The following is a 25,422-nucleotide window of genomic DNA, read 5'->3' as shown; positions in this document are numbered from 1 at the left end:
CGCCATCAGCGGTAGGTGTAGGCGTCCAAGGGGAACCGGTCCATCTCGCGCAGTGTCGACAGGGTCGAACTCGGCCGGAGCAACGCCGCCTCGCCGTGCTGATTGAAGTAGTAGCTGCGCGATGATGCACAGTTCCCGTTGTAGAAGACCGACGATCCGAGACGTTCGGTGACCGTTGCCAGGAATTCCGCGTTGGCCTGCTCGGTGACCTCGAAGGTCGACCGGCCACTGCGCTCGAGTTCGGCGAAGATCCTTCGGATGTGTTTCATCTGGCCCTCGATCGTCGTGAAGTACGAGAGGCCGCTGTAGGAGTACGGACTGTTCAGCGACAGCAGGTTCGGGAAACCCGGTATCGTGATGCCTTCATAAGCCTGAAAACGATTCTCCCGCCACCATTTCCCCAGATTTCGTCCGTCTCGACCGACGATCTCGAACGCCGGGAAGTTGACATCCCACAGGTTGAAGCCGGTGGCCAGGACCAGGACGTCGACGCCGATCCGGTCACCGGCCTCGGTGACGATCGCATCGGGTTCGATGCGGGCGATCGAACCCGTCTGCAGCGCAACGTGAGGCTGATTGAAGGTGCGGAAGTAACTGTTGGAGAAGGTCGGTCGCTTGCATCCGAAATCATAGGTCGGCGTGAGCGCACGGCGGGTTCCCCGATCTCTGACCTGTAACCGCAGATGCGCCCGCGCAAGCAGCTCGGCCGCGCGGTTGCCGGGCTTCGCCTGTTTGAAATGGAGCACACCGAACACCATCAGCGCCTCGAGGCCCGCGGTGTTGACCAGCCGGGCGAGGCGCTGCGTGAGAGGCACCCGCGCGAACAGATTCTGTACCGCCGCGGGTATCGGGAAGTCGATCTTCGGCACCACCCAGATCGGTGTGCGCTGAAATACCGTCAATTGCTCGGCCTGCGCGGCGATCTCCGGAATCAACTGGACCGCGGTGGCACCGGTCCCGACGATCGCCACCCGCTCGGCGGTGAAGTCGTGACCGTCCTGCCACGCTGTCGTGTGGATGATCGTTCCGGCAAACGAGTCCATCCCGGGAAAGTCGGGAGCGTGCGGCTGCGACAGGAATCCGGTGGCGGTGACCAGGTAGCGGCAGGTACGCGTCGCGCCGTCGGCGGTGGTGACCTGCCAGATCTGCCGGTCATCGTCCCACTGCGCACGCTCGACGGATGTACCGAACTCCATGTGCCGCTTCAGGTCGTACTTGTCGGCCACGTGTTGCGCATACCGTTCGAGTTCGGCACCGGGGGCGAAGAGCCGCGACCAGCGCGGATTGGGTTCGAACGAGTACGAGTACGTCACCGAGGCGATGTCGACCGCGAGGCCGGGATAGTGATTGACATGCCAGGTACCACCGAGATCGCGCTCCCGTTCGAGAATCGCGATCGACTCGATCCCGTGTCGTTTGAACTCGATCGCGGCGCCCATGCCGCCGAAGCCCGCGCCGACGATCACCACCTCGTGATCTGGCCGCACCGTCATCACCCCGCCCGTCATGCCATTTTGATGTTACGCAAGACACACTAACCCAGCGGCGCGCGCGGGACCAGAGTCGATTCCTCGGCGATCTCACACCGTTGCCGACACGGTGTGAGATCCCGGTTACCCGCGGCCAAGACCAATTGCCGCGCCGGTAATTGTCAGGTAACAGCTGCGCCGGACCATCACCACATGGACAAGAACCTTCTCGAGCACAGCCTCTCGCTCGTCGATCTGCCGGACGCCGGACTGACCGTCCGGTTCTACGAGATCCTCTTCGAGCGCTACCCAGAGGTCAGACCGATGTTCAGCCGCGATCAGCGTCAGCAGGCCGCCATGCTGCGGACCGCGGTCATCGCGGTCGTCGATCATCTCGACGAGCCCGAGTGGTTGTCGACGACCCTCGGTTCGCTCGGCCGACGCCACGCCGAACTCGGGGTCACCGAACCCATGTATGCGGCGGTCGCCGACTGCATGATCGCCGCGATGTCGGAGATCGGGGGCGAGAGCTGGACGCCCGAGATGACACAGGCGTGGACCGACGCACTCACGGCGGTCGCCTCGTTGATGGTCGCGGCGTATCCGGCCGAGGAGGACGCCTCCGGGGCCGCCTGACAATCCCGGAGATCTGTTGCTGGCCGTGGCCGTGCCGCCGGCGCCCGTGCGTCGGTCGGAATACCCTTGCCTCGCCCGGCGCTGGCAGTGGTATGCCATCGACCGGAAACAGCCGTCCGCACCATATGCCGTCGGCCGCTCAGCCGACCCGGGCCACGGACTCGCGCCGGCGTACGTCAGGTGGCTGGGCCTTCGTCTCCGCAGCTCTCGCGTTCACGGTCGTCATGATGGGCACGACTCTGCCGACGCCGCTGTACGCCATCTATTCCGACGAACTCGGGTTCGGTGTCACCACCACGACCGTGATCTTCGCGATCTACGCGGCCGGTGTCATCACGGCACTGGTCGTCTTCGGACGGTTGTCCGACGTGGTGGGCCGACGACCACTGCTGATCGCCGGAGCGGTGCTGTCCCTGATCAGCGCGGTCGTCTTCATCACCGCCGGTCCGGTCTGGCAGCTGATGATCGGCCGCGTGCTGTCCGGGTTGTCCGCCGGCATCTATGCGGGCGCCGCCACCGCTGCGGTGATCGAACTGGCGCCCGCCGGGTGGCGCAGCCGCGCTCCGTCCATCGCGACCGCCGCGAACATCGGCGGACTCGGCCTCGGGCCACTCGTCGCCGGACTGCTCGCGGAGTTCGCACCTGCGCCGTTGCATCTCCCGTTCGCGGTGGACCTGGTCCTGCTCGTACCCGTGCTGGTCGGTATCTGGTTCATCGCCGAACCGGTCGACGTGAAACCCGACGCGCGGTTTTCCGTACAGCGACTCTCCGTCCCGGCCGAGGTGCGCGGCGTGTTCCTGCGGGCGGCGATCGCGGCGTTCGCCGGATTCGCGGTGATGGGGACATTCAGCGGCGTCGCACCGTCGTTCGTGTCGCACATCCTCGGCATCGGTTCCCACGCGGTATCCGGAATCCTCGTCGCGGTGTTGTTCCTGACCTCGGCGCTCACGCAGATCGTCGGTCGATCACAGCCGACCGAGCGTGCCCTGGTCGTCGGATGCGCGGTCCTCGTGGTCGGTGTGGCGGTGTTGATCTGGGGACTTCTCGCCGCGTCGCTGACCGTTCTGATCGTGGGTGCGGTGATCAGCGGGGTCGGACAAGGTCTTTCCTTCTCCAAGGGGCTGGCCGCGGTGGTCGCCGCCAGTCCCGCCGACCGACGCGCCGAGGTCACCTCGACCTACTTCGTGGTCGCCTACGTCGCGATCTCGATTCCCATCGTCGGTGAGGGAATTGCGGCATCGCACTGGGGGCTGCGGACCTCGGGCGTGGTGTTCAACATCGTGGTCGGGCTGATGGCGCTCATCGCGTTGACGCTCACCGTGATGGCGGTTCGCGCCGACCGACGGGTCCGCGCCGACAACCCGGTTGCCCCGAGCGTCTCGGCCAGATCGAACCGCGGCTGACAGCGCTCGTCGGAGCAACACCGGGGCTCACGGTCGCAGCCTGAAGTGACGCCCTCGACCGTATCGAGCCGACGCACTGATCAGCCGCGACCGACACCCGCATCGTTGAGCGCCTCGACCAGCTCCGCGAACCGCGCGTTGCTGGCGAGATCCTCGACCAGGACCACCTCGCCGTCGTCGCCGGCCAACGGGATGCACCAATTCGGATACTGCGCCGCTCCCGTTCCCGGCTGATTCTGGATGCGCCGCTCCCCGACCGCGTCGACGAGCGCCACCCCGAGCAGCACCGACGGGCTCGCCGCGATCAGGCGATAGAGCGCGTCCACGGTCCGCGGGTCGGTGAGCGGCGTGTCCTCCGAGATCAGTCCACGCGCCCGGGCCATCGCCAGCACCGCGTCCCGGTCACGTTCGTCGCGGGCCCGCTCGGCCTCTTCGCCGGTCTCCAACAGTCCGAGGCGAGAACGCAATTCGATGTGATCACCCGCGAGATAGCCCACCGTCGGTGGCAGGTCGTGGGTGGTGACCGAGGTCAGACACAACTCGCGGTAGTCCTCGGGCGGTATCGGCGTGTACTGGCCGTGCTCGAACCAGAGGATGGACGTCCCCAGGATTCCCCGCTGCGTCAACGCCTCCTGCACATGCCGCTCGAAGACGCCGAGATCCTCACCGATCACCACCGCGCCGGCCCTTTCCGCCTCCAGGGCGAGGATGCCGATCAGTGCGTCGTGGTCGTAGTGGACGTAGGTACCGTCGGCGGGCCCCTTGCCATCCGGAATCCACCACAACCGGAAGAGCCCGAGGATGTGGTCGACCCGCACTCCGCCGACATGTCGCAGAACGGTCCGCAGCATGTCGCGGTACGGGACGTACCCGGCCTCGGCGAGGCGGCGCGGATGCCAGGGTGGCTGATCCCAGCCCTGCCCCTGTTGATTGAAACCGTCCGGCGGCGCCCCGACGGTGGCGCCGCTTGCCAGCACCTCGCCGAGCATCCAGACGTCGGCACTGTGCCGCGCGACCCCGACGGCGAGATCGGCGATGATCCCGATTCCCATGCCGGCCGAGATCGCGGAGTGCTGGGCCGCCGCCAGTTGCTCGTCGCACACCCACTGCAGCCACATGAAGAAGTCGACGCGGCCCGCGAGCTCCTTACGCTTGCCCTTGACGAAGTCCTTGTCCTGCAGCTTCGTCGACCATTTCGGACTGTCGTCCCCGTACTGCTCGGCCAGGGCGCACCAGGTGGCGAACCGCTTCAGCCCCTTGCCCTCACGTCGACAGAAGGAGCGGTAGTCGAAGTCCCTGGCCTCGGACCGCGGCTGCTCGTGTATCCGTTCGAGAACGGCCATCTTTGCGCGAAAGGATTTGTTGCGTTTGATCTTCGCTACCGAGAGATTCTCGTCGAAGAGTGCTCGTTCGAGCACCCGGATCCGTTTGCGATCACGTTTGTCGAGGGTCGCGGACTCCGGGATGTCGCCGATGCGGATGTAGAGCGGGTTGATGAAGCGTCGGGTCACGGGCAGATAGGGAGAGGCCTCGATGGGCGCGCGGGGCTGGGCCGCGTGCACGGGGTTGATCTGGACGAAGTCCGCCCCGTAGTTGCTCGCGGCGATCGCGCAGATCTCGCCGAGGTCGGCGAAGTCGCCCACGCCCCATGACCGCGCCGACCGCACCGAATACAGCTGGACGGCCAGGCCCCACTGCTGGTGGCCCAAGAGCTTGTCCGCGGTGGACAGTCGGCGCGGTGTCACGATCAACGGGCGCTCGTCGGAACTGCCGGTGACCGGGTCGACGGCGTGCACGGTGTGATAGCCCGGTTCGAGGTCGGCGGGGACCACAAATGTCGCGCGCCCGATGAGAACCCCGTCGACCTCGCGTGGTTCCACCCACACGTCGGCCTGTTGGGGATCCGCGGTCGCACCGCTCTCGGTAGTGATCCACACGTGTACGGGATCCCAGTGCGGCACATGGACCACGAACGTGGCACCCGACCCCTGGGTGGCCACCGTCACGGCGGGCACCATCGCGCGCCAGGCCTCGTCATCGAGCGCGGCATGCGCGGCGTCGATCTCGGCTGCCGATCCCGCCGTCACACCGAGAGAGTCGAGGACCGCGACGATCGTCTCCGAACTCACCTCGTGCTCGAGCTCATCCCAGCCGACGTAGCTCGTGGCCACGCCACATCGTCGGGCCAGCCCGGCCAGTTGCTCGCGTGGCACATGCACCGTCGTCACCCGAGCATGGTCTCAGGATTCGGCGCGGTGCGCCCGATGAATACCACGCGAATTCGGTGGGGCCACACTCGAAAGGTGGTTGAATCGGGCTCGTTGAATCAGGCGGGCGCCGCTCATCGTCGAAAGGCATACACATGGCCGACACGCTGACCCTCGATCCCACGACAACCGCTCTGGTGCTCATCGAGTTCCAGAACGAGTTCACCAGTGACGGCGGTGTCCTGCACGACGCTGTCGCCGAGGTCATGGACAAAACCGGCATGCTCGCCAACACGATCGACCTCGTCGACAAGGCGCGAGCAGCGGGGGTGACGATCATGCATGCACCCATCACCTTCGCGCCCGGTTATGGCGAACTGACCCGCCACCCCTACGGGATCCTCAAGGGCGTCGTCGACGGCAACGCCTTCGTCAAGGGCTCCTGGGGTGCGGCGATCGTCGACGACCTCGCTCCCGCCGACGGCGACATCCTCATCGAGGGCAAACGCGGGCTGGACACGTTCGCGAGCACGAACATCGACTTCATCCTGCGTAGCAAGGGGATCACCACGATCATCCTCGCCGGGTACCTCACCAACTGTTGTGTCGAGTCCACCATGCGCACCGGGTACGAGAACGGTTATCGGGTGATCACCCTGACCGACTGCACCGCGGCGACCTCGGTGGCCGAACATGACAACGCGATCGAGTTCGACTACCCGATGTTCTCCGAACCGGCCGATTCCGCGGCGGTGAAAGCGGCCGTGGGCGGCTGACACCAGCCAACCGGCGCTATCGGCCGAACAGGACGCCGGGATTCAGCAAACCCGCGGGGTCGAGCGCGGTTTTCACGGCGTGCATCGTCGCGAGGTCGACGTCACTGCGTCCGAGGTGTGTCCAGGCGACCTTGGCCCGCCCGATGCCGTGCTCCGCGCTGATGCTGCCGCCGTTGGCAGCGACGATCCCGAACACGTGTGACGTGACCTCATCGGCCCGATCCTCCGGGACGTCGAGCAGGTTGACGTGGATGTTCCCGTCGCCGATGTGGCCGAACAAGATGGGACGACATGCGTGGTCGACGACGTCGGCGACCGTCGACAGCTCGGCCAGCGCCTCCGGCAACGCCCGAATCGGCACGGACACATCGAGTTTGACCACCGGGGTGGTGGAGGACCGGGAGATGGATTCGGTGTGGAGTTCGCGCGCCGCCCACAGGGCGCGACCCGGGCCCGGTTCGAGAACGGCGTCGGCGACCGCGGCGTTCTCCAGCGCATCGAGAACCACCGCCTCGATCCCGCCGGTACCGGAGACCTCCACCAGCGTGTAGAACTGCGCCTGCACCGCGACCGGGCGGCGGACCCCGCGCTCATGCACCAGCCGGAGTCCGTCCTCGGTCATGATCTCCGCGGCCTCGATGGTCAGGCCGCGAGCGGTCAACTGGTCCAGCAGCGCGAACGTGTCCTCCACATGGTCGACGGCCGCGACCAGGACGATCGTCTCGGTGGGCGGTGCGATCAACCGGAACAGCACCCTCGTGATGATCGCGAGTGTCCCCTCGCTACCCGCCAGCAGACCCGGAAGGTCATAACCGACATTGTCTTTCACCAGCGACGTCCACCGACGCAGGATGCGTCCGTCGGCGAGCACCGCCTCGATGCCCAGCACCTGGGCGCGTGTGTTGCCATGCCGGATCATCCGGACCCCACCCGCATTGGTCGCGACGACCCCTCCCGCGGTGGCGGATTCACGCGAGGCCAGATCGACCGGAAAGGCCAGGCCGCACACCTGCGCAGACCGGTCGATCGCGTCGATCGTCGCCCCGGCCTGAGCGCCCACACAGTGACCGACGGTATCGACCTCGTCGACATCGTCCATCCGTGCGGTGCTCAGCACGATCAGCGGCGACCGGTCGTCGTCGTGGTCGGCGGGCGGGACGGATCCGCCGACCAATCCGGTGTTCCCGCCCTGCACGCAGATCGCGATCCCGTCGTCGGCACAGGCCGACACGATCGCCGCGACCTCGTCGGTGGTACGCGGACGGACAACCGCGGCCGCCGACCCCGTCCATCGGCCGGTCCAGTCCGTGAGGTGGCCGGACATCGCCTGCGGATCGGTCAGCACCTGTGTGTCACCGACGATCGCGCGAGCACGACCGAGGAACGCCTCGATCGTGCTCACGGCGCGCGGAGGGCCTCGGCGATCGGTGTGCTGCCGTCGTTGAACTCGATGGTCCGATGCACCGTCGTCGGATCGGCGATCACGGCGGCCACGACAGCGGCCACGTTGTCGCGGCTGACCTCATCGCCCGATGCCCGCGTGCCACCCACGTCGATGCTGCCGGTTCCCGGTTCGTCGGTGAGTCGACTGGGTCCGAGGATCGTCCACTCCAACGGCGTCTGTTTCAGGTGAACGTCGGCCTCGGCCTTCGCCTGGGCGTAAGCGTAAAACGAATTGTCCTCGGGCACACCGTGGTCGAGGCCGGCACCGAAGTAGGAGACCATGATGTAGCGGCGCACCCCCGCCTTCTGTGCGGCATCCATCGAGCGGATGGCGGCGTCGCGGTCCACGGCGTAGGTCCGACTCGGGTCTCCTCCGCCGGCCCCGGCGGACCACACCACCGCATCGACCCCGGAGAGCACCGAGGCCAGTCCCGAGGCGTCGAGTTGCTCGACGTCGGCGACCACCGGATCGGCACCCGCGGCGATGACATCGTCGGAATGCGACGGATTCCGGATGATCGAGCTCACCTTGTCACCGCGATCGGACAGGATCTTCGCGAGTCGCAACGCGATCTTGCCGTGACCACCGATGATGGCAATCTGGCTCATGCGTTTCTCCTTCTCTTGTCGGGTTTCTGGCCTCTACGCCAGGCTAGGCGAGATCGCCGCGACGATGGCGTGAGTCGCGACACCCCGTTCCCCGATTCATCCCCGATTGCTACTCCGCACAGCGCGCTACACTGGCTGTGAGGTCTTGACCTGCGGCTTTCACTGCCCGCCGGGCCTCCCGATTCCCTCACAGCCACCGTCGGCGAATGTGCGAAGCGCTTGACTGTCGCGTAACGGGAGCGCGCACGGCACGTAACGGGGCGTCCATAGGTTCATCGCAGTACATCTGGGCAGCGTCGCCCGCCTTTCTTCAGCAGCCGCTCACATCCCAGGAAGTTCCCTGATGACATCAACTCTTGAGACCACCCGCACCCCGGACGAGGTCGCACTCGACCAACGGGGCCACTGGATCCACAACTGGCAGCCTGACGACGAGACGTTCTGGAGCTCGATCGGCAAGAAGGTCGCCCTCAAGAACCTCTGCTTCTCCATCTTCGCCGAGCACATCGGATTCTCGGTGTGGCTGTTGTGGAGCATCGTCGTCGTCCAGATGACCGCCGGCGCCGACGGTACGCCCGCCGCATCCGGATTCGCCCTGACCACCACCCAGGCGCTGTGGTTGGTCGCGGTCCCCAGCGGCGTCGGCGCATTCCTGCGTCTCCCTTACACTTTCGCGGTCCCGGTGTTCGGCGGGCGGAACTGGACGGTGATCTCGGCACTGCTGCTCCTCATCCCGTGCCTCGGATTGGCATGGGCTGTGTCCAACCCCGACATCCCCTTCGGCCTACTGCTGCTCGTCGCCGCGACGGCGGGATTCGGCGGTGGCAACTTCGCCTCCTCGATGGCCAACATCTCGTTCTTCTACCCGGAGAAGGAGAAGGGCTGGGCGCTGGGCCTCAACGCCGCCGGCGGAAACATCGGTGTCGCGGTGGCGCAGAAGATCATTCCGTACATCGTCGTGATCGGTGCGGGCGTGACCCTGTCCTACGCCGGCCTGTTCTATGCGCCGCTCGCGGTTGCTGCCGCCGTGTTGGCGTTCCTGTTCATGAACAACCTCGCCGAGGCCAAGGCCGACGTGAAGCCTGTCTGGGAATCGTTGCGACACAAGGACACCTGGATCATGTCTCTGCTCTACATCGGCACCTTCGGCTCGTTCATCGGCTATTCGGCCGCCTTCCCGAGCTTGTTGAAGGCCGTCTTCGATCGCGGCGACATCGCACTGACCTGGGCCTTCCTCGGCGCCGGCATCGGTTCGATCGCGCGCCCGCTGGGCGGTAAGCTCTCCGACGTCATCGGGGGCGCGCGGATCACCGCGGTCAGCTTCGTCATGCTGGCCGTCGGCGCGGCCGGCGCACTGTGGTCGGTGAAGATCGAGAACCTGCCCTTGTTCTTCACCGCCTTCATGTTCCTGTTCATCGCCACCGGCATCGGCAACGGCTCGACGTACCGGATGATCTCCAAGATCTTCCGGGTGAAGGGTGAGGACGCGGGCGGAACCCCGGAGATCATGACCAACATGCGCCGTCAGGCCGCGGGCGCACTCGGGATCATCTCCTCCGTCGGCGCATTCGGCGGATTCATCGTGCCGCTGGCCTACGCCTGGTCGAAGAGCCACTTCGGCAACATCGAGCCGGCCCTGTGGTTCTACGTGTTCTTCTTCATCGCACTGCTCGGAGTCACGTGGGCCTTCTACATCCGCCCGAGCACCCGGATGGCGCAGGCCGGGGTCTGACCCACACCGGACACGCTTTTCACCGACCACAGCAGCGCCCCGCCACTCGGAAGTGGCGGGGCGCTGCTGTGCTTGGCGGGTCAGGGCTTTCCGGTCACACCCGCGAACCCCGCCCCCGGACGAGGCCGACGACCCAGATCAGCAGGCAGGCGCCGGCCAGACAGGTGACGAAGCTGAAGATCAGTCCACCGCCCTCGACGTCGACGCCGAACAGCTTGAGGATGAACCCGCCGATCAAACCACCCACGATGCCGACCACGATGTTGAGCAGAAGCCCCATCTGCGCGTTGGTCTTCATGATCATGCTGGCGACCCACCCCGCGAGTCCGCCGATGATGATCCAACCGATGATTCCCAGTCCGAGCATTGAAGGTCCTCCAGATCTGCGGCGAGCCCACTCATCCGCGATGACGTGTCGTACCCGAAAACGGTACCCGCGCACCGGCAAGAGATCGGGGGAAATCTCTTTACGATTCGATTACTTAGCACTACGCAACTAATATAGTTAGCTACCTACAACTAACCATCTGGACGGAACCCCGAACGGGCCCCATCCCCCCGCGAAAGGTGGCGCGCATGGCGCTGGTCAACCCGACCGCCGAGGTCGACGACGCGACGGACATCGCGACGCTCTATCACCTGCTCACGCGCATCACCCGAATCCTGCGCACCCGCGGCGGGAGCGGAAACCTCACCGCCGGCGTCGCCGCCGCGCTGTGGACCGTCATCAACCACGGCCCGATCCGACTGTCCGCACTCGCCGAGCGGGAATCGGTCTCGGCCCCGACCATGTCGCGCATCGTCGCCGCGCTGGAGGAGCAGGGCTACCTCGAACGCACCACCGATCCCGACGATGGGCGAGCCAAACTCCTCAGCGCCACACCGGCCGGCGTGGAACTCATCACCAACGCCAGGACCATGCGGGCCCGCGTGCTCGCCGAAGCGATCGACGGCCTGGACGAGGACGACCGCGTGACGGTGAACCGAGGACTCGCGATCCTGGCCGATGCCCTCGGTGCGATCTGATGCCCGCCACACACATCGACCACCGACACGCCTCCGCCGGCTAGGACTCCCATGACATCCACCTCGCCCGCAGACACCTCCAGCGCGGACCACGATCCGCACTACAAGTGGATCGCCCTGTCCAACACCACGTTGGGCATGCTGATCGCCACGATCAACAGCTCGATCGTGCTGATCGCGCTCCCGGACATCTTCCGGGGCATCCACCTCAACCCGCTGTTGCCCGAGAACACCAGCTACCTGCTGTGGATGATGATGGGCTTCCTCGTCGTCACCGCAGTACTCGTGGTCAGCTTCGGACGCCTCGGCGACATGTTCGGCCGAGCCCGCATGTACAACATGGGCTTCGCCATCTTCACCATCTCGTCGATCTTCCTGGCCATCACCTGGTTCGACGGCTCCGAAGCAGCGATCTGGCTCATCTTCTGGCGCGTCATCCAAGGCGTCGGCGGGGCATTCCTGATGGCCAACTCGTCGGCGATCCTCACCGACGCATTCCCCGCCAACCAACGCGGACTCGCATTGGGTATCAACGGAGTCGCGGCCATCGCCGGTTCGTTTCTCGGCCTGCTGGTCGGCGGTGTGCTGGCACCGATCCACTGGCACCTCATCTTTCTCGTGTCGGTGCCGTTCGGCGTGATCGGCACCATCTGGGCCTACCTCAAGCTCCGCGACACCGGCGTTCGGCGCAAGGCCAAGATGGACTGGTGGGGCAACCTGACCTTCGCGGTCGGCCTCATCGCCGTGCTGGTCGGGATCACCTACGGCATCCAGCCCTACGGCGGACACAGCATGGGATGGACGAGTCCGATGGTGCTGTCCTGCCTCATCGGCGGTGGCCTCGTCCTCGCCGCCTTCGTCCTGATCGAGACCCGGGCGCCCAGCCCACTGTTCAACCTGCACCTGTTCACCAACCGGTCGTTCACGTTCGGCAACATCGCGAACCTGATGGCCTCGATCGGCCGCGGCGGCCTCCAGTTCATCCTGATCATCTGGCTGCAGGGCATCTGGCTCCCCCAGCACGGCTACAACTTCGAGCAGACGCCACTGTGGTCGGCGATCTACATGATCCCCCTGACCATCGGATTCCTGGTGACCGCGCCTCTGTCCGGCGCACTGTCGGATCGGTTGGGCACCAAGTGGTTCACCACCACCGGCATGCTGCTCACCGCCGCGTCCTTCGCCGCACTGATCGCGATGCCGGTCAACTTCTCGTACACCGCGTTCGCGGTCGTGCTGCTGCTCAACGGCATCGGCATGGGACTGTTCTCCTCGCCCAACCGCGCGGAGGTGATGAACAGCCTGCCGGCCGACGCCCGCGGGTCCGGATCGGGCATGATGACCACTTTCCAGAACACCGCCATGGTGTTGTCGATCGGCCTGTTCTTCAGTCTGATGATCACCGGTCTCTCGGCCCATCTGCCCGCGACCATGAGCGCCGGCCTGATCGACAACGGGGTCTCCGCGGCCCAGGCGGGTCAGATCGCCCAGCTTCCCGCTGTCGCCGTACTCTTCGCCGCATTCCTCGGCTACAACCCTGTGGAGCAGCTCCTCGGCGGCCAGCTGTCGAGCCTTCCGCAGGCCAACCAGGACACGCTGACCGGGCTGGACTTCTTCCCGCATCTGATCACCAATCCGTTCGCGGACGGACTGTCGGCCGCGTTCAGCTTCGCGATCGTGTGCTGCGTGATCGGCGCGATCGCCTCGCTGTTCACCGGCGGGCGCAAGTCCGATGCGAGCTCACCCGACGAGCCGACCGCGGTCCACCGGGATTCGATCGGCGAAGACCTGGCCGCAGTCGCCGCCTCTGCATCGTCGGAGTCGCCTTCTGAGCTGATCAGCGAGGTATCCGGACCGCCTGGGGTTCGCTGATTGCCGCCGCAACGATCCGCGACGGATCGCACGCGATCGCACGGATCGGGCTTGGCCACATCGTCATGGCCCCTGACGATGATCGTGACGTGGCCGTTGACCTGTCGGTGGTGATGTCACCCGCCATCATGGCGGCCCAACGCCCTGCACGGTCCTAGTGCAGCACTAGCCAGGTCGACCCCGATCGAGCTTCACGCCGACCTCGATCATCAGTGCCTGCGCCAGCCTGCGGAACTGGTCGAAATGACCGTGGTGTCCGTACTTCGCATGCAGGGTCGGATAGGGCGTGAACTCCGCGGCGGCGCCGATGACGTTGGCCTCGTGCAGGTAGGCGGGCAAGACGTTCTGGATGGTGGGATCACGACGGAGCCGGCGGATCGTGTCCTGGTGCAGGACCGATCCGCTCCGGAACTTGGTCACGACCACACCGAGTTCGATGATGTGGCGGCCGATCTCGGCGGCGAAGTCGGCGACCTGCCGTTGGATGTGCGGAATCGCATAGGTGGACAACACATCCGGGATGGTCGGGATCACGTAGGCATCGGCGAGCGCCAAACCGTTGAGACTGAACGGCCCGACGTTGGGAGGGCAGTCGATCAAGATGAAGTCGTAGTCGGCGGCGATCGACGCCACGGCCGTGCGCAGGATGCCCACGGCCGCGGCGTGATCGTCGGCGGCCACGCGATGTGCGCTCAGTTCTTCGGAGAGCTCGATCAGGTCCAGGGACGATGGCAGCAGGTCGATGCCGGCAACTGCGCGCACCGGCGACACATCACGCTGGAGGGTCTTGGCCAGATCGAATTGCTCGGTGCCGTCGAGGACATCACCGAAGAGCGTCGCGAGCGTATGGCCGCGTGCATTGCACTGCTGCCAGCGGTCCGGACCGATCATCATCGTGGTGAGGTTGGTCTGGGCGTCCAGGTCGATCAGCAACACCCGTTTCCCGAATTCGCCCGCCAGGAATTCGGCGACACCTGCGGTCAGCGTCGTTTTGCCGACACCGCCTTTGAGGCTGATGGTCGCGATCGCGGTCGGCATGGCACACCCCGATGTCGTGGCCCGCAAGGGCCGCACACTGGCACGGACTCCCTGGTCAGCCTAATGCCAGCGAGCGGTCCGGGTGCGCCGTCAACCGTGGAATTCGTTCTTCGGCAATCGCGGGCGGGCTCCGGCGGGCCAGCGCCTGCCGGGTACCCGCAAGGTCCAGCCCGCGGGCGGGACGGTGAAATCCATCCACCGCCCGTCACCGAGCCACAGCGACCAGAGGTCCTCGTCCGGAAAATCACCCATCCGGACGTAGAGCTGTTGCTCGCCGATCGCTGCGGTCATCCAACCCTGATCGTCGGGATCGTCCACGAAGTCGGCCTCTGCGGCCAGCACGGCCTCCAGATCGTCGACACGATCGCAACGTCTGACCATTTCCCGTCTCCCGTCAGTCGTCGAATCGGACCGAGCTCACCGCGGCGCCGATAGATCGGCGGAACGACGCGCCCTCCCTCGCCGGGGCGGTTCCGGTGGCGTGCAGGAGATATGCGACATTCCCGCGGCGGTACGCCGCGTACCGGATCGCGCAGTACCAGGTCTGGTCGTCGCCGACGTAGGTGCCGGTCTGCATGGATGAACCTGCGGTCCGAAAGCCCGGTTGGGTGCGAGTGGCCTCGTGTTCGTTCCACTCCGGAAGCGCTCGCGCCTCCACGAAGGCATGATCGATCAGTTCGGAGATCGCGATCCCGGAATCGACGACGAAACGGGTCAACACGATCGCGATCGTGCCGTCATGACCATGACCGGCGACGAAAAGTCGCAGATAGCCGGGCGCGACGGCACTGCGCCAGATCTCTGCATCGACGTCGATGAGGACTTCCCCGGGGATCGACCCGTGATCGGTCACCCGGCTGGCCGACACCGCCATACGGGCAAGACGATCCAGGATCGGAACGTCGGCCGCACGAGACGATTCGCGGTCGGTCCGGGTGCGTTCGGCCGCCGCATACGCGAAGGTGTGGGGTCGCAGGACCGTCGGTTCCCGCAGTGTTGGTTCAGGCCGCGTGGTCGTCGATTCCGCGTGATCGGCGTCGGCGGTCATCGTCGGCCACGCGCCAGGTCACGGCTCGCATCGCGATGCCCGCAGGCGTGGGTCATGTACCCCCGGTTTTCGGCCACCAGCAGAGGATAGTCACCACGGCCCGAGAATGAGTGCTAGCTCAGTGCGCGGCGTGTGAGATCCGCGATCTCGTCCGAAAAGGCAACGAGCGTAATCGATTCGACAGTTGAATCTGCGCCTTTGACAGCACGAACCTGCTGCCCGACGGCATCATCGAGCGGCCATCCGTAGGCACCCCCCGAGATCAGCGGAAATGCGATGGACGAGGCGCCCATCGCATTGGCCAACCGCAGGCTGCGGGTGTAGCAGGCCCGTAGAACCGACGAGCGATCCTCGCCGGGCGAATAGACCGGCCCGACTGTGTGGATCACCCATCGAGCCGGAAGATCTCCTGCGGTGGTGGCAACCGCGGCTCCGGGCTCCAGGCCCGAGGGCAGTGTCGTCTCTCTCAGTAACCGACATTCGTTCAGGATCACCGAGCCACCCGCGCGATGAATCGCGCCGTCCACGCCCCCACCACCGAGGAGAGACGAGTTCGCGGCATTGACGATCACGTCGACGCGCATCGTGGTGATGTCGCCGATGACGATGTCGATGCTGCCCATGCCGGCCGAGACCATCAGGCGGTCAGTACGACGTCGGCCCGTTCACGTTCTTGCCGGACCTCGACTTGTACAGCGCGTACCCGCCGTAGACGGCAAGGCCGAGCAGTGCGATCCAGAACAGACCCTTGAGGAGCGGTCCCACCATGGCGAGCGCCAGCAGCACCACGGCGATGATGCCGAGCACCTTCCAGAAACCGATTCCGTTGCTTGTTGTCCCGTTGGGATTTGTTGATGTTGTCATGACTCCACTGTGATCGTTGCGGGCCGGAAAATCATCAGCCGGCGGTCTAAATCGGGGAAAGATCAGGGGTATCCCTGACGCTCGACAGCTCCGCCCGACGGCGCCGACCTCGGCAGTTGCGCCGGAGCGGTGTACGAGCACCCGAGTTGGTCGGGGGTGGTGTAGTTGCACCGATCGCGAAACCAGGCGACCGTGATCTCTGCGATGCGCCGACGCGAACGGCTCATCAGGTAACCATGCGTGCAGTCGTCGAACGTGTCGTCGTAGAACCAGGTGTCCAACGCACTTCGGGACACGCTGTAGGACGAGAGCACCGGAGCCGACATGATCACGGTCGAGAGGCGCAAGAGAAACGTCTCCGAGCTCAGCGCCAGGATCTGGGCGCAGTCGGCGTCACGCGAATCGTCGTCGACCCGGATTCCGGCCGGACCGACATCGAGGATGGCGGCGCGTGGCATCCGGCCCATGGATTCGACCAGCCATCGGTCCATGGCTGCCCAGTCGACCGACCGGCGAGAACGGCCCGCCTCGGGGTGGCGGTCGGGCTGGTACTGGGTCATGGGCGACACCTCCTGTATCGGGACGGCGCAAGTGAATCACCGACCACCGACAAGCTCGGGCAGGATGGCGGTGTGCCCATCCCAGAATTCATCCGTGACCTGCGCCGCCACGTCGGACATGCGCCGTTGTGGCTGTCCGGCGTCAGCGCGGTCATCGTCGATCATGACGACCGCATCCTCCTCACCCATCGTGCGGACACCGGCCAGTGGGCCGTGGTGTCGGGAGTGCTCGAACCCGGGGAGGAGCCGGCCCGGGCGATTCTTCGGGAGATCGCCGAGGAGACCGGCGTTCGCGCCGAGGTGCTGCGATTGACGAGTGTCGACGTGACGCCGACGATCACATATCCCAACGGCGATCAGACCCAGTACCTCGATGTCTGCTTCCTGGCGCGTCACATCGACGGCGAGCCGCACCCGGCCGATGACGAGAACACCGCAGTCGACTGGTTCGCCATCGACGATTTACCCGACGATCTCGCCGAGACGTCGCGACTCCGCATCGACAAGGCACTGCGGAACGATCCGTCCGCCTGGTTTCGTCGCTGAGTGTCGCGCAGCGCTGGCGCTCCGGGCGCCTGGGGAGCGTCCCGCCGACGTAACCCCCCCCACCGGTCCCTGATGTAACCACCCGGTCCTGAGGAGCGAGCCCGCGACCACCCGGTCCCTGAGGAGCAAGCCCGCGAGCGTCACGAAGGGCCGACCCTTCGTGACGGTCCTCCGCTGGCGCTCCGGACCTCCTCAGGGATCGGGAGAACAATCCCCCGCCCTGGCGCTCCGGACCTCCTCAGGGATCGGGAGAAACAATCCCCGCCCTGGCGCTCCGGACCTCCTCAGGGATCGGGAGAAACAATCCCCCGCCCCTGGCGCTCCGGACCTCCTCAGGGATCGGGGTATGAGATAGCTCCCGCCGCCGGCGATCGGGCCCCATGAGCCGGCTCGGAATACTCGACGGGGGCCCTGTCCTTGTACCGGGCATGGCCAAGAAGCTCGTTGCGACCGCATACGGGGACCCGTCCGACGTCCTCGCGTTCGTCGATGTGTCGATTCCGTCGCCTCAACCGGGTCAGGTCGTGGTCGAGACGCGCGCCATCGGGCTGAACCCGATCGATGTCAAGACCGTGCTGGGCGCACTGGGCGCCGATGAGTCGAAGCTGCCGCTACCCATCGGGTATGAGGCTGCGGGTGTCGTCGTCGAGGTAGGCGAAGGCGCGGAAACAGACAAGGGCCCGATCGAGGTCGGCGATGAGGTCATCGTCTACCGCGCTGTGGGCGCCGTTGCCGACACGCTGGTGGCCAAGGCCACCGCGATCCATCCCAAACCGGCCGCACTCGACTTCGAGCATGCTGCAGGACTGTTGCTGGTCGGAACGACCGCCGCGGATGCCATCGGCACCGCCGGCGTCGGCTCATCGGACATCGTGCTCATCCACGGTGGATCCGGCGCCGTGGGTTCGATCGCGATCCAGCTGGCCGTCGCACGCGGGGCAACGGTGATCGCCACCGCGGGCACGCGAAACCACGATCATCTGCGGTCGTTGGGCGCCATTGCGGTAGCGTACGGCGACGGACTGGTCGATCGGGTACGCGCGACGGCTCCGGGTCCGGTGACGGTCGTCGTCGACGCCGCCGGCACCCCCGAGGCGATCGACGCGTCCCTGGAGCTGGTCGACAACCCGGGAAAGATCATCAGCGTCGCCGCCTTCGGGCGTGCCGCCGACGGTATCGTGCTGGTGAATGGCAGCACCCCGGACAGCCGCCGCCACCGCGCCGAGGCCATCGACGGTCTCATCGCCGACGCAGCCTCGGGTGCGCTCATCACCGAGGTCGCCAAGACCTTCCCACTCACCGAGGCGGCGCGCGCCCTCGACGAACTGGCGACCAGCCATCCGCGGGGCAAGTTCATCCTCGTACCCTGACTCGCATATCCGGCCCACCGACGAACCGTCCTGTGAAACCGATGATCGACGAAAGGTGAATGAAACAGAATGTCTGTTCCCACAATCACTCTCAACAATGGTGTCGAGATCCCACAACTGGGCTTCGGTGTCTTTCAGATCCCGCCGGAGGAGACCAAGGCGGCAACCCTGACGGCGCTGGAGATCGGCTACCGCCACATCGACACCGCCGAGATGTACGGCAACGAAAAGGAGGTCGGTCAGGCGGTCGCGGAGTCCGGCATCCCGCGCGAGGAGATCTTCATCACGAGCAAGCTGAACAACGGTTTCCACGCCCACGACGACGCCGTGCGCGCCACCGATCAGACCCTGACCGATCTCGGCGTGGACGCCGTGGACCTGTTCCTGATCCACTGGCCGCTCCCCGGCATCGACACCGACTACGTCGAGACCTGGCGTGCACTGGAGAAGATCCATGCCGAAGGCAAGGCCCGCGCGATCGGCGTCTCCAACTTCCAGCAGGCCCACCTCGAGCGCTTGTTTGCCGAGACCGATGTGGTGCCGGCCGCCAACCAGATCGAGGTTCACCCGTATCTGACCCAGAATGCGTTGCGCGCATTCAACTCTGAGCACGGAATCGCGACCGAGGCATGGTCGCCCATCGCGCAGGGCGACGTCCTCGACGACCCCGTGCTCACCAAGATCGCCGGTGAGAAGGGCCGTACCACCGCCCAGATCACCCTGCGCTGGCACATCCAGCGCGGCGACATCGTGTTCCCCAAGTCGGTGACCCGTTCGCGGGTCGAGGAGAACTTCGCCCTCTTCGACTTCGAGCTGTCCAGTGAGGACATGGCCGCCATCGACGGACTGAACAAGGATCGTCGGCGCGGGCCGAACCCGGACGAGTTCAATTACATTCCGTAGCGCTCACCGGCACGAACGACACACGCGGCCCCTCGGCAGGCCGGGAATCCTCCGAAGAGCACAATGACGCCATGAGGATCTCCCAGCGCGCCGAGGCGGTCGCGCCGTTCTATGCGATGGAGTTCGCCAAGCGCGCCGCGGCAATCGAGGCAGACGGCCACCACGTGGTGAAGCTGAGTATCGGTGAGCCCGACTTCGGTGCCCCACCAGCGTTTCTCGCTGCGGTCCGCGATCTCACCGACGGCCGCCCACTCAGCTACACCGCAGCGCTGGGGTTACCGGAACTGCGGGCGGCGATCGCCGAGTTCTACTCCCGCCGGTTCGGTTGCGACGTCGATTCCCACCGCGTGGTGGTGACGTCAGGCGCGTCCGCTGCCCTTCTGCTGAGCTGTGCGGCATTGATCGACCCCGGCGACGAGGTTCTGGTCGCCGATCCCTCCTATCCGTGTAACCGCCAGTTCGCCGAGAGCTATGGCGCTCGCGTGCGCCTGATACCCACCACACCGGCGACGCGCTTCCAGTTGACCACCGACCTCGTCGCCGACGCGTGGGGTGAGCACACCCGCGGTGTGATGGTCGCGTCGCCGTCGAATCCGACCGGGACGTCGGTGCCCTACGACGAACTGAGCCGGCTGTGCGCCGACGTGGCCGGTCGTGGCGGATGGCGCATCGTCGATGAGATCTACCTCGGCCTCGCGGACGATACGGCCGGCCGCCCGCCGAGCAGCATCCTGGCCGCTGATCCCGGCGCGGTCGTGATCAACAGTTTCTCCAAATACTTCGGCATGACGGGCTGGCGCCTCGGCTGGTGCATCGTGCCCGACGAGCTCGTCGGGGTCATGGAACGCCTCGCGCAGAACTTCTACATCTGCCCGCCCACGCCGGCCCAACATGCTGCCCTGACCTGCTTCACCGACGAGTCCCTCGCCCTGACCGAGGCACGCCGCGAGGAGTTCCGGATTCGCCGTGACCTCGTCGTCGATGGCTTGGCCCGGATCGGACTCGACGTGCCCGTGGTGCCCGACGGCGCCTTCTACGTCTACATCGACGTCGGCGGCACCGGGCTCACCTCAGCCGAATTCTGCGATCGCGCGCTGCGCGAGGCACATGTCTCCCTCACGCCGGGAAAGGATTTCGGGCATCATACGGCCGACGATCACATCCGGTTGTCATACGCGGCCTCGACCGACGAGTTGACCGAAGGCCTCCACAGGCTCGGCGAATTCGTGGCATCGCTGCGGCACTGATCGTTGGACAGAACCCCCCGTGGACCCGCGAAACGCCGCCACTCGGGCCGATGCGACCTGTCCGGTTCGGCAGTTCCCGAACGCCGCCGCTGACCCTAGTGTCGACAGGTGACGCAGCACATCAGAGAGGATGGCAGCACATGAGCACACCGACCATCGACCCCCACAGGATCGGCGATGCGGTCGACGAGGTGATCGCGGCCGCAGTGTCGGGTACGCCGAGGGTTCCCGGAGTCGTCGCCGGAGTCACCACCGACAAGGAAATGCTGTCGCTGCGTGCGGGCGGTGTTCGCGCCATCGACGGCGACGACGCCATGACCACCGACAGCATCTTCGCCATCTTCTCCACCACCAAGGCCATCACCGCGACCGTGGCACTCCAGCTCGTCGAGGACGGGCGGCTCGACCTCGATGCGCCGGCCGCGGAGTACGCGCCGCGCCTGGGCAACGTGGCAGTGATCGACGGTTTCGATGATGCCGGCAACCCACGCCTGCGGGCGCCGAATACTCCGGTCACGACCCGTCACCTCCTCACCCACACAGCCGGTTTCGGGTACGACTTCTTCAACGAGACCTACCTTCGCCTCACCCGTGACCACGGCGTGCCCGGGATCATCACCGCCACCCGGGAGTCGCTGGCAACACCGCTGCTCTTCGATCCGGGCACCGAGTGGTGCTACGGCAGCAACATCGACTGGGCCGGGCTGGTCGTCGAAGGCATCACCGGCAAGCGCCTCGGCGAGGTGATGTCCGAACGGGTGTTCTCGCCGCTCGGGATGTCCGACACGTCGTTCACCCTCACCGGCGAGATGACCGGTCGCCGCGCCGTCATGCACCATCGGCGCGAGGACGGTTCACTGTCCGCCAATCACAAGTGGGCGCTGCCGGAGGATCCCGAGGTGCACATGGGCGGCCACGGCCTCTACTCGACGGTGCGCGACTACCTGACCTTCATGCGGATGTGGCTCAACGACGGCCTGTCCGACGGCGGCGACCAGATCCTGCGGCCCGACACGATCGCCGACGCCGAGCAGAATCACATCGGTGACCTGCGGGTGACGATGCTGCCCGGGGTGATTCCGGCACTGTCTAACGATGCCGAATTCTTCCCCGGCATGCCCAAGTCCTGGGCGTTGAGTTTCATGATCAACGACGAGGACGCCCCGACCGGCCGACCAGCTGGTTCACTCGCCTGGGCGGGTCTGGCGAATCTCTACTACTGGATCGATCGCAGGACCAAGATCGGCGGATTCTGGGCCACTCAGATCTTCCCTTTCGCCGACCCGACATCGGTGGGTGGGTACCTGGACTTCGAGACGGCCGTATATCGGGCGGTGACGACCTGAAGACACACGGAACCTGAGATCGCCATCCACACGTCCGGCAATTCCGGATTCATCTCATCAAATGTGCTTCGTGTCTCACAGTGAGACGGATATGACCTGACTCACACTGTTGTATCAAAGGCGCTCCAGCCAAGCAGGCCGGCACCGCGCCGGCCTTCTCACGAGGAGGCCACATTGAGCAGGCAGAGCTTGACCAAAGCACATGCAAAGATCACCGAATTGTCGTGGGAACCCACCTTTGCCACACCGGCCACACGATTCGGGACCGACTACACGTTTGAGAAGGCCCCGAAGAAGGATCCGCTCAAACAGATCATGCGGTCCTACTTCCCGATGGAGGAGGAGAAGGACAACCGCGTCTACGGCGCGATGGACGGCGCCATCCGCGGCAACATGTTCCGCCAGGTCCAGGAGCGGTGGCTGGAATGGCAGAAGTTGTTCCTGTCGATCATCCCGTTCCCGGAGATCTCGGCCGCTCGCGCGATGCCCATGGCCATCGATGCGGTGCCCAACCCGGAGATCCACAACGGGCTCGCCGTACAGATGATCGACGAGGTTCGTCATTCGACGATCCAGATGAACCTCAAGAAGCTGTACATGAACAACTACATCGACCCGGCAGGCTTCGACATCACCGAGAAGGCATTCGCCAACAACTACGCGGGCACCATCGGCCGACAGTTCGGTGAAGGATTCATCACCGGCGACGCGATCACCGCGGCGAACATCTATCTCACCGTCGTCGCCGAGACCGCGTTCACCAACACCCTGTTCGTCGCGATGCCCGACGAGGCCGCGGCGAACGGTGATTATCTGCTGCCCACGGTGTTCCACTCGGTACAGTCCGACGAGTCGCGGCACATCTCCAACGGCTACTCCATCCTGCTGATGGCGTTGGCTGACGAGCGCAATCGTCCACTGCTGGAACGTGATCTGCGGTACGCGTGGTGGAACAACCACTGCGTCGTCGACGCGGCGATCGGCACCTTCATCGAGTACGGCACCAAGGACCGTCGTAAGGACCGGGAGAGCTACGCGGAGATGTGGCGGCGGTGGATCTATGACGACTACTACCGCAGTTACCTTCTGCCGCTGGAGAAGTACGGTCTGACCATCCCGCACGACCTCGTCGAGGAAGCCTGGAACCGGATCGTCAACAAGCATTACGTGCACGAGGTGGCACGGTTCTTCGCCACCGGTTGGCCGGTCAACTACTGGCGCATCGACGCCATGACCGACAAGGACTTCGAGTGGTTCGAGGAGAAGTACCCCGGCTGGTACAACAAGTTCGGCAAGTGGTGGGAGAACTACAACCGTCTCGCCTACCCCGGCCGCAACAAGCCGATCGCCTTCGAGGACGTGGGTTATGAGTACCCGCACCGGTGCTGGACGTGCATGGTCCCGGCCCTCATCCGCGAGGACATGGTGGTCGAGAAGGTCGACGGACAGTGGCGCACCTACTGCTCGGAGACCTGCTATTGGACCGACGCGGTCGCGTTCCGGGCCGAGTACGAAGGCCGCGAGACCCCGAACATGGGTCGGCTCACCGGTTTCCGTGAATGGGAGACGCTGCATCACGGCAAGGATCTCGCTGACATCATCACCGATCTCGGCTATGTCCGCGACGACGGCAAGACGCTGATCCCGCAGCCACACCTGGATCTCGATCCGAAGAAGATGTGGACGCTCGACGATGTGCGCGGCAATGTCTTCCAGAGTCCGAACGTGCTGCTGAACGAGATGTCGGATGTTGACCGCGAAGCCCATGTCGCGGCCTATCGCGCCAATCCCAACGGGGCCGTCCCCGCCTGAGGGAGATCCGGTCGGGTGGTCTCGATACGCCACTCACTCCGTTCGCGGCTACTCGACCAGCGGAAAAGGGCCGGGTAGGCCAACCGCCGGTCGAGTAGGACCGAACCGCCAGGCGAGGACCGCATCGAGACCACCACCCCAGGGGTCTCGAAAAGCCACTCACTCCGTTCGCGGCTACTCGACCAGCGGAAAAGGGTCGGATACCCCAACCGCCGGTCGAGTAGGACCGAACCGCCAGGCGAGGACCGCATCGAGACCACCACCCCAGGGGTCTCGAAAAGCCACTCACTCCGTTCGCGGCTACTCGACCAGCGGAAAGGGTCGACCACCACCCAACCGCCGGCCGTATCGAGACCACCCCGCCACACCCGCTGTCTCGCTACGCCACTCGACCAGCGGAAAGCCAGCGGTTCATGCACAGACAGGAGTTCCCGTGGCAGACAACCACCGCATCAACTTCGAGCCCGTCGACATCGAGATGGAGGTCGGCGAGAACGAGACCATCCTCGACGCCGCCTTTCGTCAGGGCATCCACCTGATGCACGGTTGCCGCGAGGGCCAATGCTCGGCCTGCAAGTCGTTCGTCCTCGACGGCGACATCCAGATGGACGACTACTCGACGTTCGCCTGCAACGACGCGGAGACCGAAGAAGGCTATGTCCTGCTGTGCCGCTCGTATGCCTACAGCGACTGCGAGATCGAGCTGCTCAACTTCGACGAGGACGAGTTGCTCGGCGGCGCTCCGATCCAGGACGTCACGACCCGGATCAGCGCCATCGAACACGTGACCCGCGACATCGTGTCCCTGCGACTCGATGTCGTGGAACCGGAGGTATTCGAGTTCAAGGCCGGTCAGTATGTCGACCTGCAGGTGCCCGGCACCGACCACACGCGTTCGTTCTCGCTGGCCACCACGCAGGCACATCCGGACAAACTGGAGTTCCTGATCAAGCAGTATCCCGGCGGGCTGTTCGCCGGCCTGCTCGACGAGGGGTTGGCGGCCGGCGACGAGATCTGCCTCACCGGGCCATTCGGCTCGTTCACCATCAAGGACGGTCATGTGCTGCCGATCGTGGCCATCGGTGGCGGTGCAGGCATGGCGCCGGTCCTCTCCCTGCTCCGGCATGCGAGTGAGACCGGACTGCGTCGACCGGTGCACTTCTACTACGGCGCCCGCACACCCGCCGATCTCTTCTATCTCGACGAGATCATCTCCCTCGGAGCCACACTCGACGACTTCCGCTTCACCGCATGCCTGTCGGAATCCGCCGACGACGCCCCGGACGGCGTGACGGTCGAGACGGGCAACGTCACCGACATCGTTTCTCGATGCGAACCCGACCTGGCCAGAACGGAGGTGTACTTCTGCGGGCCGCCACCGATGGTGGATGCCGCCCTCGCCCTTGCCGATCAGGCCGGGGTACCCAAAGACCAGATCTTCTTCGACAAGTTCTCCAGCCCCGCGTTCGAACAACCGGCCGTCTGACCGGCGAACGCAAGACGACAGGAACGAAA

24 protein-coding genes are annotated in these 25,422 nt (G+C 65.4%); 13 read left to right on the top strand and 11 right to left on the bottom strand.

What is annotated here, in order from left to right; all coding sequences use genetic code 11:
- Positions 1-5 precede the first annotated feature (5 nt).
- Entirely contained in the window at positions 6-1,508 is a 1,503-nt protein-coding gene (locus AC4AMJ_RS05260; RefSeq protein WP_489896619.1) for a flavin-containing monooxygenase, read from the bottom strand.
- Between the two features lie 174 nt (positions 1,509-1,682).
- Here AC4AMJ_RS05260 and AC4AMJ_RS05255 point away from each other — a divergent pair, with 174 nt between their 5' ends.
- Positions 1,683-2,105: a globin domain-containing protein gene (locus AC4AMJ_RS05255; protein WP_489896620.1), complete on the top strand. Its 423-nt coding sequence runs from the start codon at positions 1,683-1,685 to the stop codon at positions 2,103-2,105.
- A gap of 224 nt (positions 2,106-2,329) precedes the next feature.
- The gene (locus AC4AMJ_RS05250; protein ID WP_489900993.1) at positions 2,330-3,508 is read left to right on the top strand and encodes an MFS transporter; all 1,179 of its coding nucleotides are present in this window, start codon (positions 2,330-2,332) and stop codon (positions 3,506-3,508) included.
- Positions 3,509-3,588: 80 nt separating this feature from the next.
- On the opposite strand, the gene malQ is transcribed toward AC4AMJ_RS05250, so the two are convergent.
- The gene (gene malQ, locus AC4AMJ_RS05245) at positions 3,589-5,736 is read right to left on the bottom strand and encodes a 4-alpha-glucanotransferase (protein ID WP_489917446.1); all 2,148 of its coding nucleotides are present in this window, start codon (positions 5,734-5,736) and stop codon (positions 3,589-3,591) included.
- Between the two features lie 134 nt (positions 5,737-5,870).
- Between malQ and AC4AMJ_RS05240 the strand changes: the two genes are divergently transcribed.
- Positions 5,871-6,491, top strand: coding sequence for a cysteine hydrolase family protein (locus tag AC4AMJ_RS05240; RefSeq protein WP_489917445.1), 621 nt, complete (start codon positions 5,871-5,873; stop codon positions 6,489-6,491).
- A gap of 16 nt (positions 6,492-6,507) precedes the next feature.
- Here the strand turns inward: AC4AMJ_RS05240 and AC4AMJ_RS05235 are convergent, their stop codons facing one another.
- Positions 6,508-7,884: an FAD-binding oxidoreductase gene (locus AC4AMJ_RS05235; RefSeq protein WP_489918375.1), complete on the bottom strand. Its 1,377-nt coding sequence runs from the start codon at positions 7,882-7,884 to the stop codon at positions 6,508-6,510.
- 5 nt (positions 7,885-7,889) lie between these two features.
- Positions 7,890-8,543, bottom strand: a complete 654-nt coding sequence (locus AC4AMJ_RS05230; RefSeq protein ID WP_489896623.1) for an SDR family oxidoreductase — start codon at positions 8,541-8,543, stop codon at positions 7,890-7,892.
- A 343-nt stretch (positions 8,544-8,886) separates the two neighbouring features.
- On the opposite strand from AC4AMJ_RS05230, the gene AC4AMJ_RS05225 reads away from it, so the two are divergent.
- Positions 8,887-10,275, top strand: coding sequence for a NarK family nitrate/nitrite MFS transporter (locus AC4AMJ_RS05225; RefSeq protein WP_489896624.1), 1,389 nt, complete (start codon positions 8,887-8,889; stop codon positions 10,273-10,275).
- A gap of 94 nt (positions 10,276-10,369) precedes the next feature.
- On the opposite strand, the gene AC4AMJ_RS05220 is transcribed toward AC4AMJ_RS05225, so the two are convergent.
- Positions 10,370-10,642, bottom strand: coding sequence for a GlsB/YeaQ/YmgE family stress response membrane protein (locus AC4AMJ_RS05220; protein WP_489896625.1), 273 nt, complete (start codon positions 10,640-10,642; stop codon positions 10,370-10,372).
- A gap of 209 nt (positions 10,643-10,851) precedes the next feature.
- On the opposite strand from AC4AMJ_RS05220, the gene AC4AMJ_RS05215 reads away from it, so the two are divergent.
- Together AC4AMJ_RS05215 and AC4AMJ_RS05210 are read left to right on the top strand one after the other, a co-directional pair.
- Positions 10,852-11,301: a MarR family winged helix-turn-helix transcriptional regulator gene (locus tag AC4AMJ_RS05215; protein ID WP_489896626.1), complete on the top strand. Its 450-nt coding sequence runs from the start codon at positions 10,852-10,854 to the stop codon at positions 11,299-11,301.
- 51 nt (positions 11,302-11,352) lie between these two features.
- On the top strand, positions 11,353-13,173 hold the full coding sequence (locus tag AC4AMJ_RS05210) for an MFS transporter (protein ID WP_489896627.1): 1,821 nt from the start codon (positions 11,353-11,355) through the stop codon (positions 13,171-13,173).
- Between the two features lie 165 nt (positions 13,174-13,338).
- On the opposite strand, the gene AC4AMJ_RS05205 is transcribed toward AC4AMJ_RS05210, so the two are convergent.
- The 6 genes from AC4AMJ_RS05205 to AC4AMJ_RS05180 all read right to left on the bottom strand — a co-directional run bounded on the left by AC4AMJ_RS05205 (position 13,339) and on the right by AC4AMJ_RS05180 (position 16,683).
- Complete coding sequence (locus tag AC4AMJ_RS05205) at positions 13,339-14,211, bottom strand: ParA family protein (protein WP_489917444.1); 873 nt, start codon at positions 14,209-14,211, stop codon at positions 13,339-13,341.
- 90 nt (positions 14,212-14,301) lie between these two features.
- Positions 14,302-14,592, bottom strand: a complete 291-nt coding sequence (locus AC4AMJ_RS05200; protein WP_489896629.1) for a hypothetical protein — start codon at positions 14,590-14,592, stop codon at positions 14,302-14,304.
- Between the two features lie 13 nt (positions 14,593-14,605).
- Entirely contained in the window at positions 14,606-15,259 is a 654-nt protein-coding gene (locus tag AC4AMJ_RS05195) for a hypothetical protein (RefSeq protein ID WP_489896630.1), read from the bottom strand.
- Positions 15,260-15,372: 113 nt separating this feature from the next.
- Entirely contained in the window at positions 15,373-15,882 is a 510-nt protein-coding gene (locus AC4AMJ_RS05190) for an O-acetyl-ADP-ribose deacetylase (protein WP_489900997.1), read from the bottom strand.
- A 22-nt stretch (positions 15,883-15,904) separates the two neighbouring features.
- A complete protein-coding gene (locus AC4AMJ_RS05185) occupies positions 15,905-16,123 on the bottom strand; it encodes a hypothetical protein (RefSeq protein ID WP_489896631.1) in 219 nt (72 codons plus the stop codon).
- Between the two features lie 62 nt (positions 16,124-16,185).
- Positions 16,186-16,683, bottom strand: a complete 498-nt coding sequence (locus tag AC4AMJ_RS05180) for a hypothetical protein (RefSeq protein ID WP_489896632.1) — start codon at positions 16,681-16,683, stop codon at positions 16,186-16,188.
- Positions 16,684-16,755: 72 nt separating this feature from the next.
- On the opposite strand from AC4AMJ_RS05180, the gene AC4AMJ_RS05175 reads away from it, so the two are divergent.
- From AC4AMJ_RS05175 to AC4AMJ_RS05145, 7 genes are all read left to right on the top strand, one after another.
- Positions 16,756-17,229: an NUDIX hydrolase gene (locus tag AC4AMJ_RS05175; protein WP_489896633.1), complete on the top strand. Its 474-nt coding sequence runs from the start codon at positions 16,756-16,758 to the stop codon at positions 17,227-17,229.
- Positions 17,230-17,657: 428 nt separating this feature from the next.
- Positions 17,658-18,599 (top strand): NADP-dependent oxidoreductase, encoded by a 942-nt coding sequence (locus tag AC4AMJ_RS05170; protein WP_489917443.1) that lies wholly within the window; start codon positions 17,658-17,660, stop codon positions 18,597-18,599.
- A gap of 69 nt (positions 18,600-18,668) precedes the next feature.
- A complete protein-coding gene (locus tag AC4AMJ_RS05165; protein WP_489917442.1) occupies positions 18,669-19,502 on the top strand; it encodes an aldo/keto reductase in 834 nt (277 codons plus the stop codon).
- Between the two features lie 71 nt (positions 19,503-19,573).
- On the top strand, positions 19,574-20,749 hold the full coding sequence (locus AC4AMJ_RS05160; RefSeq protein ID WP_489917441.1) for a pyridoxal phosphate-dependent aminotransferase: 1,176 nt from the start codon (positions 19,574-19,576) through the stop codon (positions 20,747-20,749).
- A 140-nt stretch (positions 20,750-20,889) separates the two neighbouring features.
- Positions 20,890-22,095 carry a methyl acetate hydrolase AcmB gene (gene acmB, locus AC4AMJ_RS05155; protein ID WP_489917440.1) on the top strand — a complete coding sequence of 402 codons (1,206 nt, stop codon included), beginning with the start codon at positions 20,890-20,892 and terminating at the stop codon, positions 22,093-22,095.
- A 174-nt stretch (positions 22,096-22,269) separates the two neighbouring features.
- Entirely contained in the window at positions 22,270-23,907 is a 1,638-nt protein-coding gene (locus AC4AMJ_RS05150) for an aromatic/alkene/methane monooxygenase hydroxylase/oxygenase subunit alpha (protein WP_489896638.1), read from the top strand.
- Between the two features lie 433 nt (positions 23,908-24,340).
- Complete coding sequence (locus AC4AMJ_RS05145; RefSeq protein WP_489917439.1) at positions 24,341-25,393, top strand: 2Fe-2S iron-sulfur cluster-binding protein; 1,053 nt, start codon at positions 24,341-24,343, stop codon at positions 25,391-25,393.
- The last annotated feature ends 29 nt before the right edge of the window (positions 25,394-25,422 follow it).

The sequence above is a fragment of the Gordonia sp. LMA484 genome (assembly GCF_058129505.1).
The sequence above is the reverse complement of the archived record's forward strand: the minus strand, read 5'-3'. Positions and strand labels throughout refer to the sequence as shown.

Excerpts from the sequence above, each read along its gene's own strand:
- AC4AMJ_RS05260 (WP_489896619.1), bottom strand. The coding sequence starts at position 1,508 with ATGACGGGCGGGGTGATGACGGTGCGGCCAGATCACGAGGTGGTGATC.
- AC4AMJ_RS05255 (WP_489896620.1), top strand. The coding sequence starts at position 1,683 with ATGGACAAGAACCTTCTCGAGCACAGCCTCTCGCTCGTCGATCTGCCG.
- AC4AMJ_RS05250 (WP_489900993.1), top strand. The coding sequence starts at position 2,330 with ATGATGGGCACGACTCTGCCGACGCCGCTGTACGCCATCTATTCCGAC.
- AC4AMJ_RS05240 (WP_489917445.1), top strand. The coding sequence starts at position 5,871 with ATGGCCGACACGCTGACCCTCGATCCCACGACAACCGCTCTGGTGCTC.
- AC4AMJ_RS05230 (WP_489896623.1), bottom strand. The coding sequence starts at position 8,543 with ATGAGCCAGATTGCCATCATCGGTGGTCACGGCAAGATCGCGTTGCGA.
- AC4AMJ_RS05225 (WP_489896624.1), top strand. The coding sequence starts at position 8,887 with ATGACATCAACTCTTGAGACCACCCGCACCCCGGACGAGGTCGCACTC.
- AC4AMJ_RS05220 (WP_489896625.1), bottom strand. The coding sequence starts at position 10,642 with ATGCTCGGACTGGGAATCATCGGTTGGATCATCATCGGCGGACTCGCG.
- AC4AMJ_RS05215 (WP_489896626.1), top strand. The coding sequence starts at position 10,852 with ATGGCGCTGGTCAACCCGACCGCCGAGGTCGACGACGCGACGGACATC.
- AC4AMJ_RS05210 (WP_489896627.1), top strand. The coding sequence starts at position 11,353 with ATGACATCCACCTCGCCCGCAGACACCTCCAGCGCGGACCACGATCCG.
- AC4AMJ_RS05205 (WP_489917444.1), bottom strand. The coding sequence starts at position 14,211 with ATGCCGACCGCGATCGCGACCATCAGCCTCAAAGGCGGTGTCGGCAAA.
- AC4AMJ_RS05200 (WP_489896629.1), bottom strand. The coding sequence starts at position 14,592 with ATGGTCAGACGTTGCGATCGTGTCGACGATCTGGAGGCCGTGCTGGCC.
- AC4AMJ_RS05195 (WP_489896630.1), bottom strand. The coding sequence starts at position 15,259 with ATGACCGCCGACGCCGATCACGCGGAATCGACGACCACGCGGCCTGAA.
- AC4AMJ_RS05190 (WP_489900997.1), bottom strand. The coding sequence starts at position 15,882 with ATGGGCAGCATCGACATCGTCATCGGCGACATCACCACGATGCGCGTC.
- AC4AMJ_RS05185 (WP_489896631.1), bottom strand. The coding sequence starts at position 16,123 with ATGACAACATCAACAAATCCCAACGGGACAACAAGCAACGGAATCGGT.
- AC4AMJ_RS05180 (WP_489896632.1), bottom strand. The coding sequence starts at position 16,683 with ATGACCCAGTACCAGCCCGACCGCCACCCCGAGGCGGGCCGTTCTCGC.
- AC4AMJ_RS05170 (WP_489917443.1), top strand. The coding sequence starts at position 17,658 with ATGGCCAAGAAGCTCGTTGCGACCGCATACGGGGACCCGTCCGACGTC.
- AC4AMJ_RS05165 (WP_489917442.1), top strand. The coding sequence starts at position 18,669 with ATGTCTGTTCCCACAATCACTCTCAACAATGGTGTCGAGATCCCACAA.
- AC4AMJ_RS05160 (WP_489917441.1), top strand. The coding sequence starts at position 19,574 with ATGAGGATCTCCCAGCGCGCCGAGGCGGTCGCGCCGTTCTATGCGATG.
- acmB (WP_489917440.1), top strand. The coding sequence starts at position 20,890 with ATGAGCACACCGACCATCGACCCCCACAGGATCGGCGATGCGGTCGAC.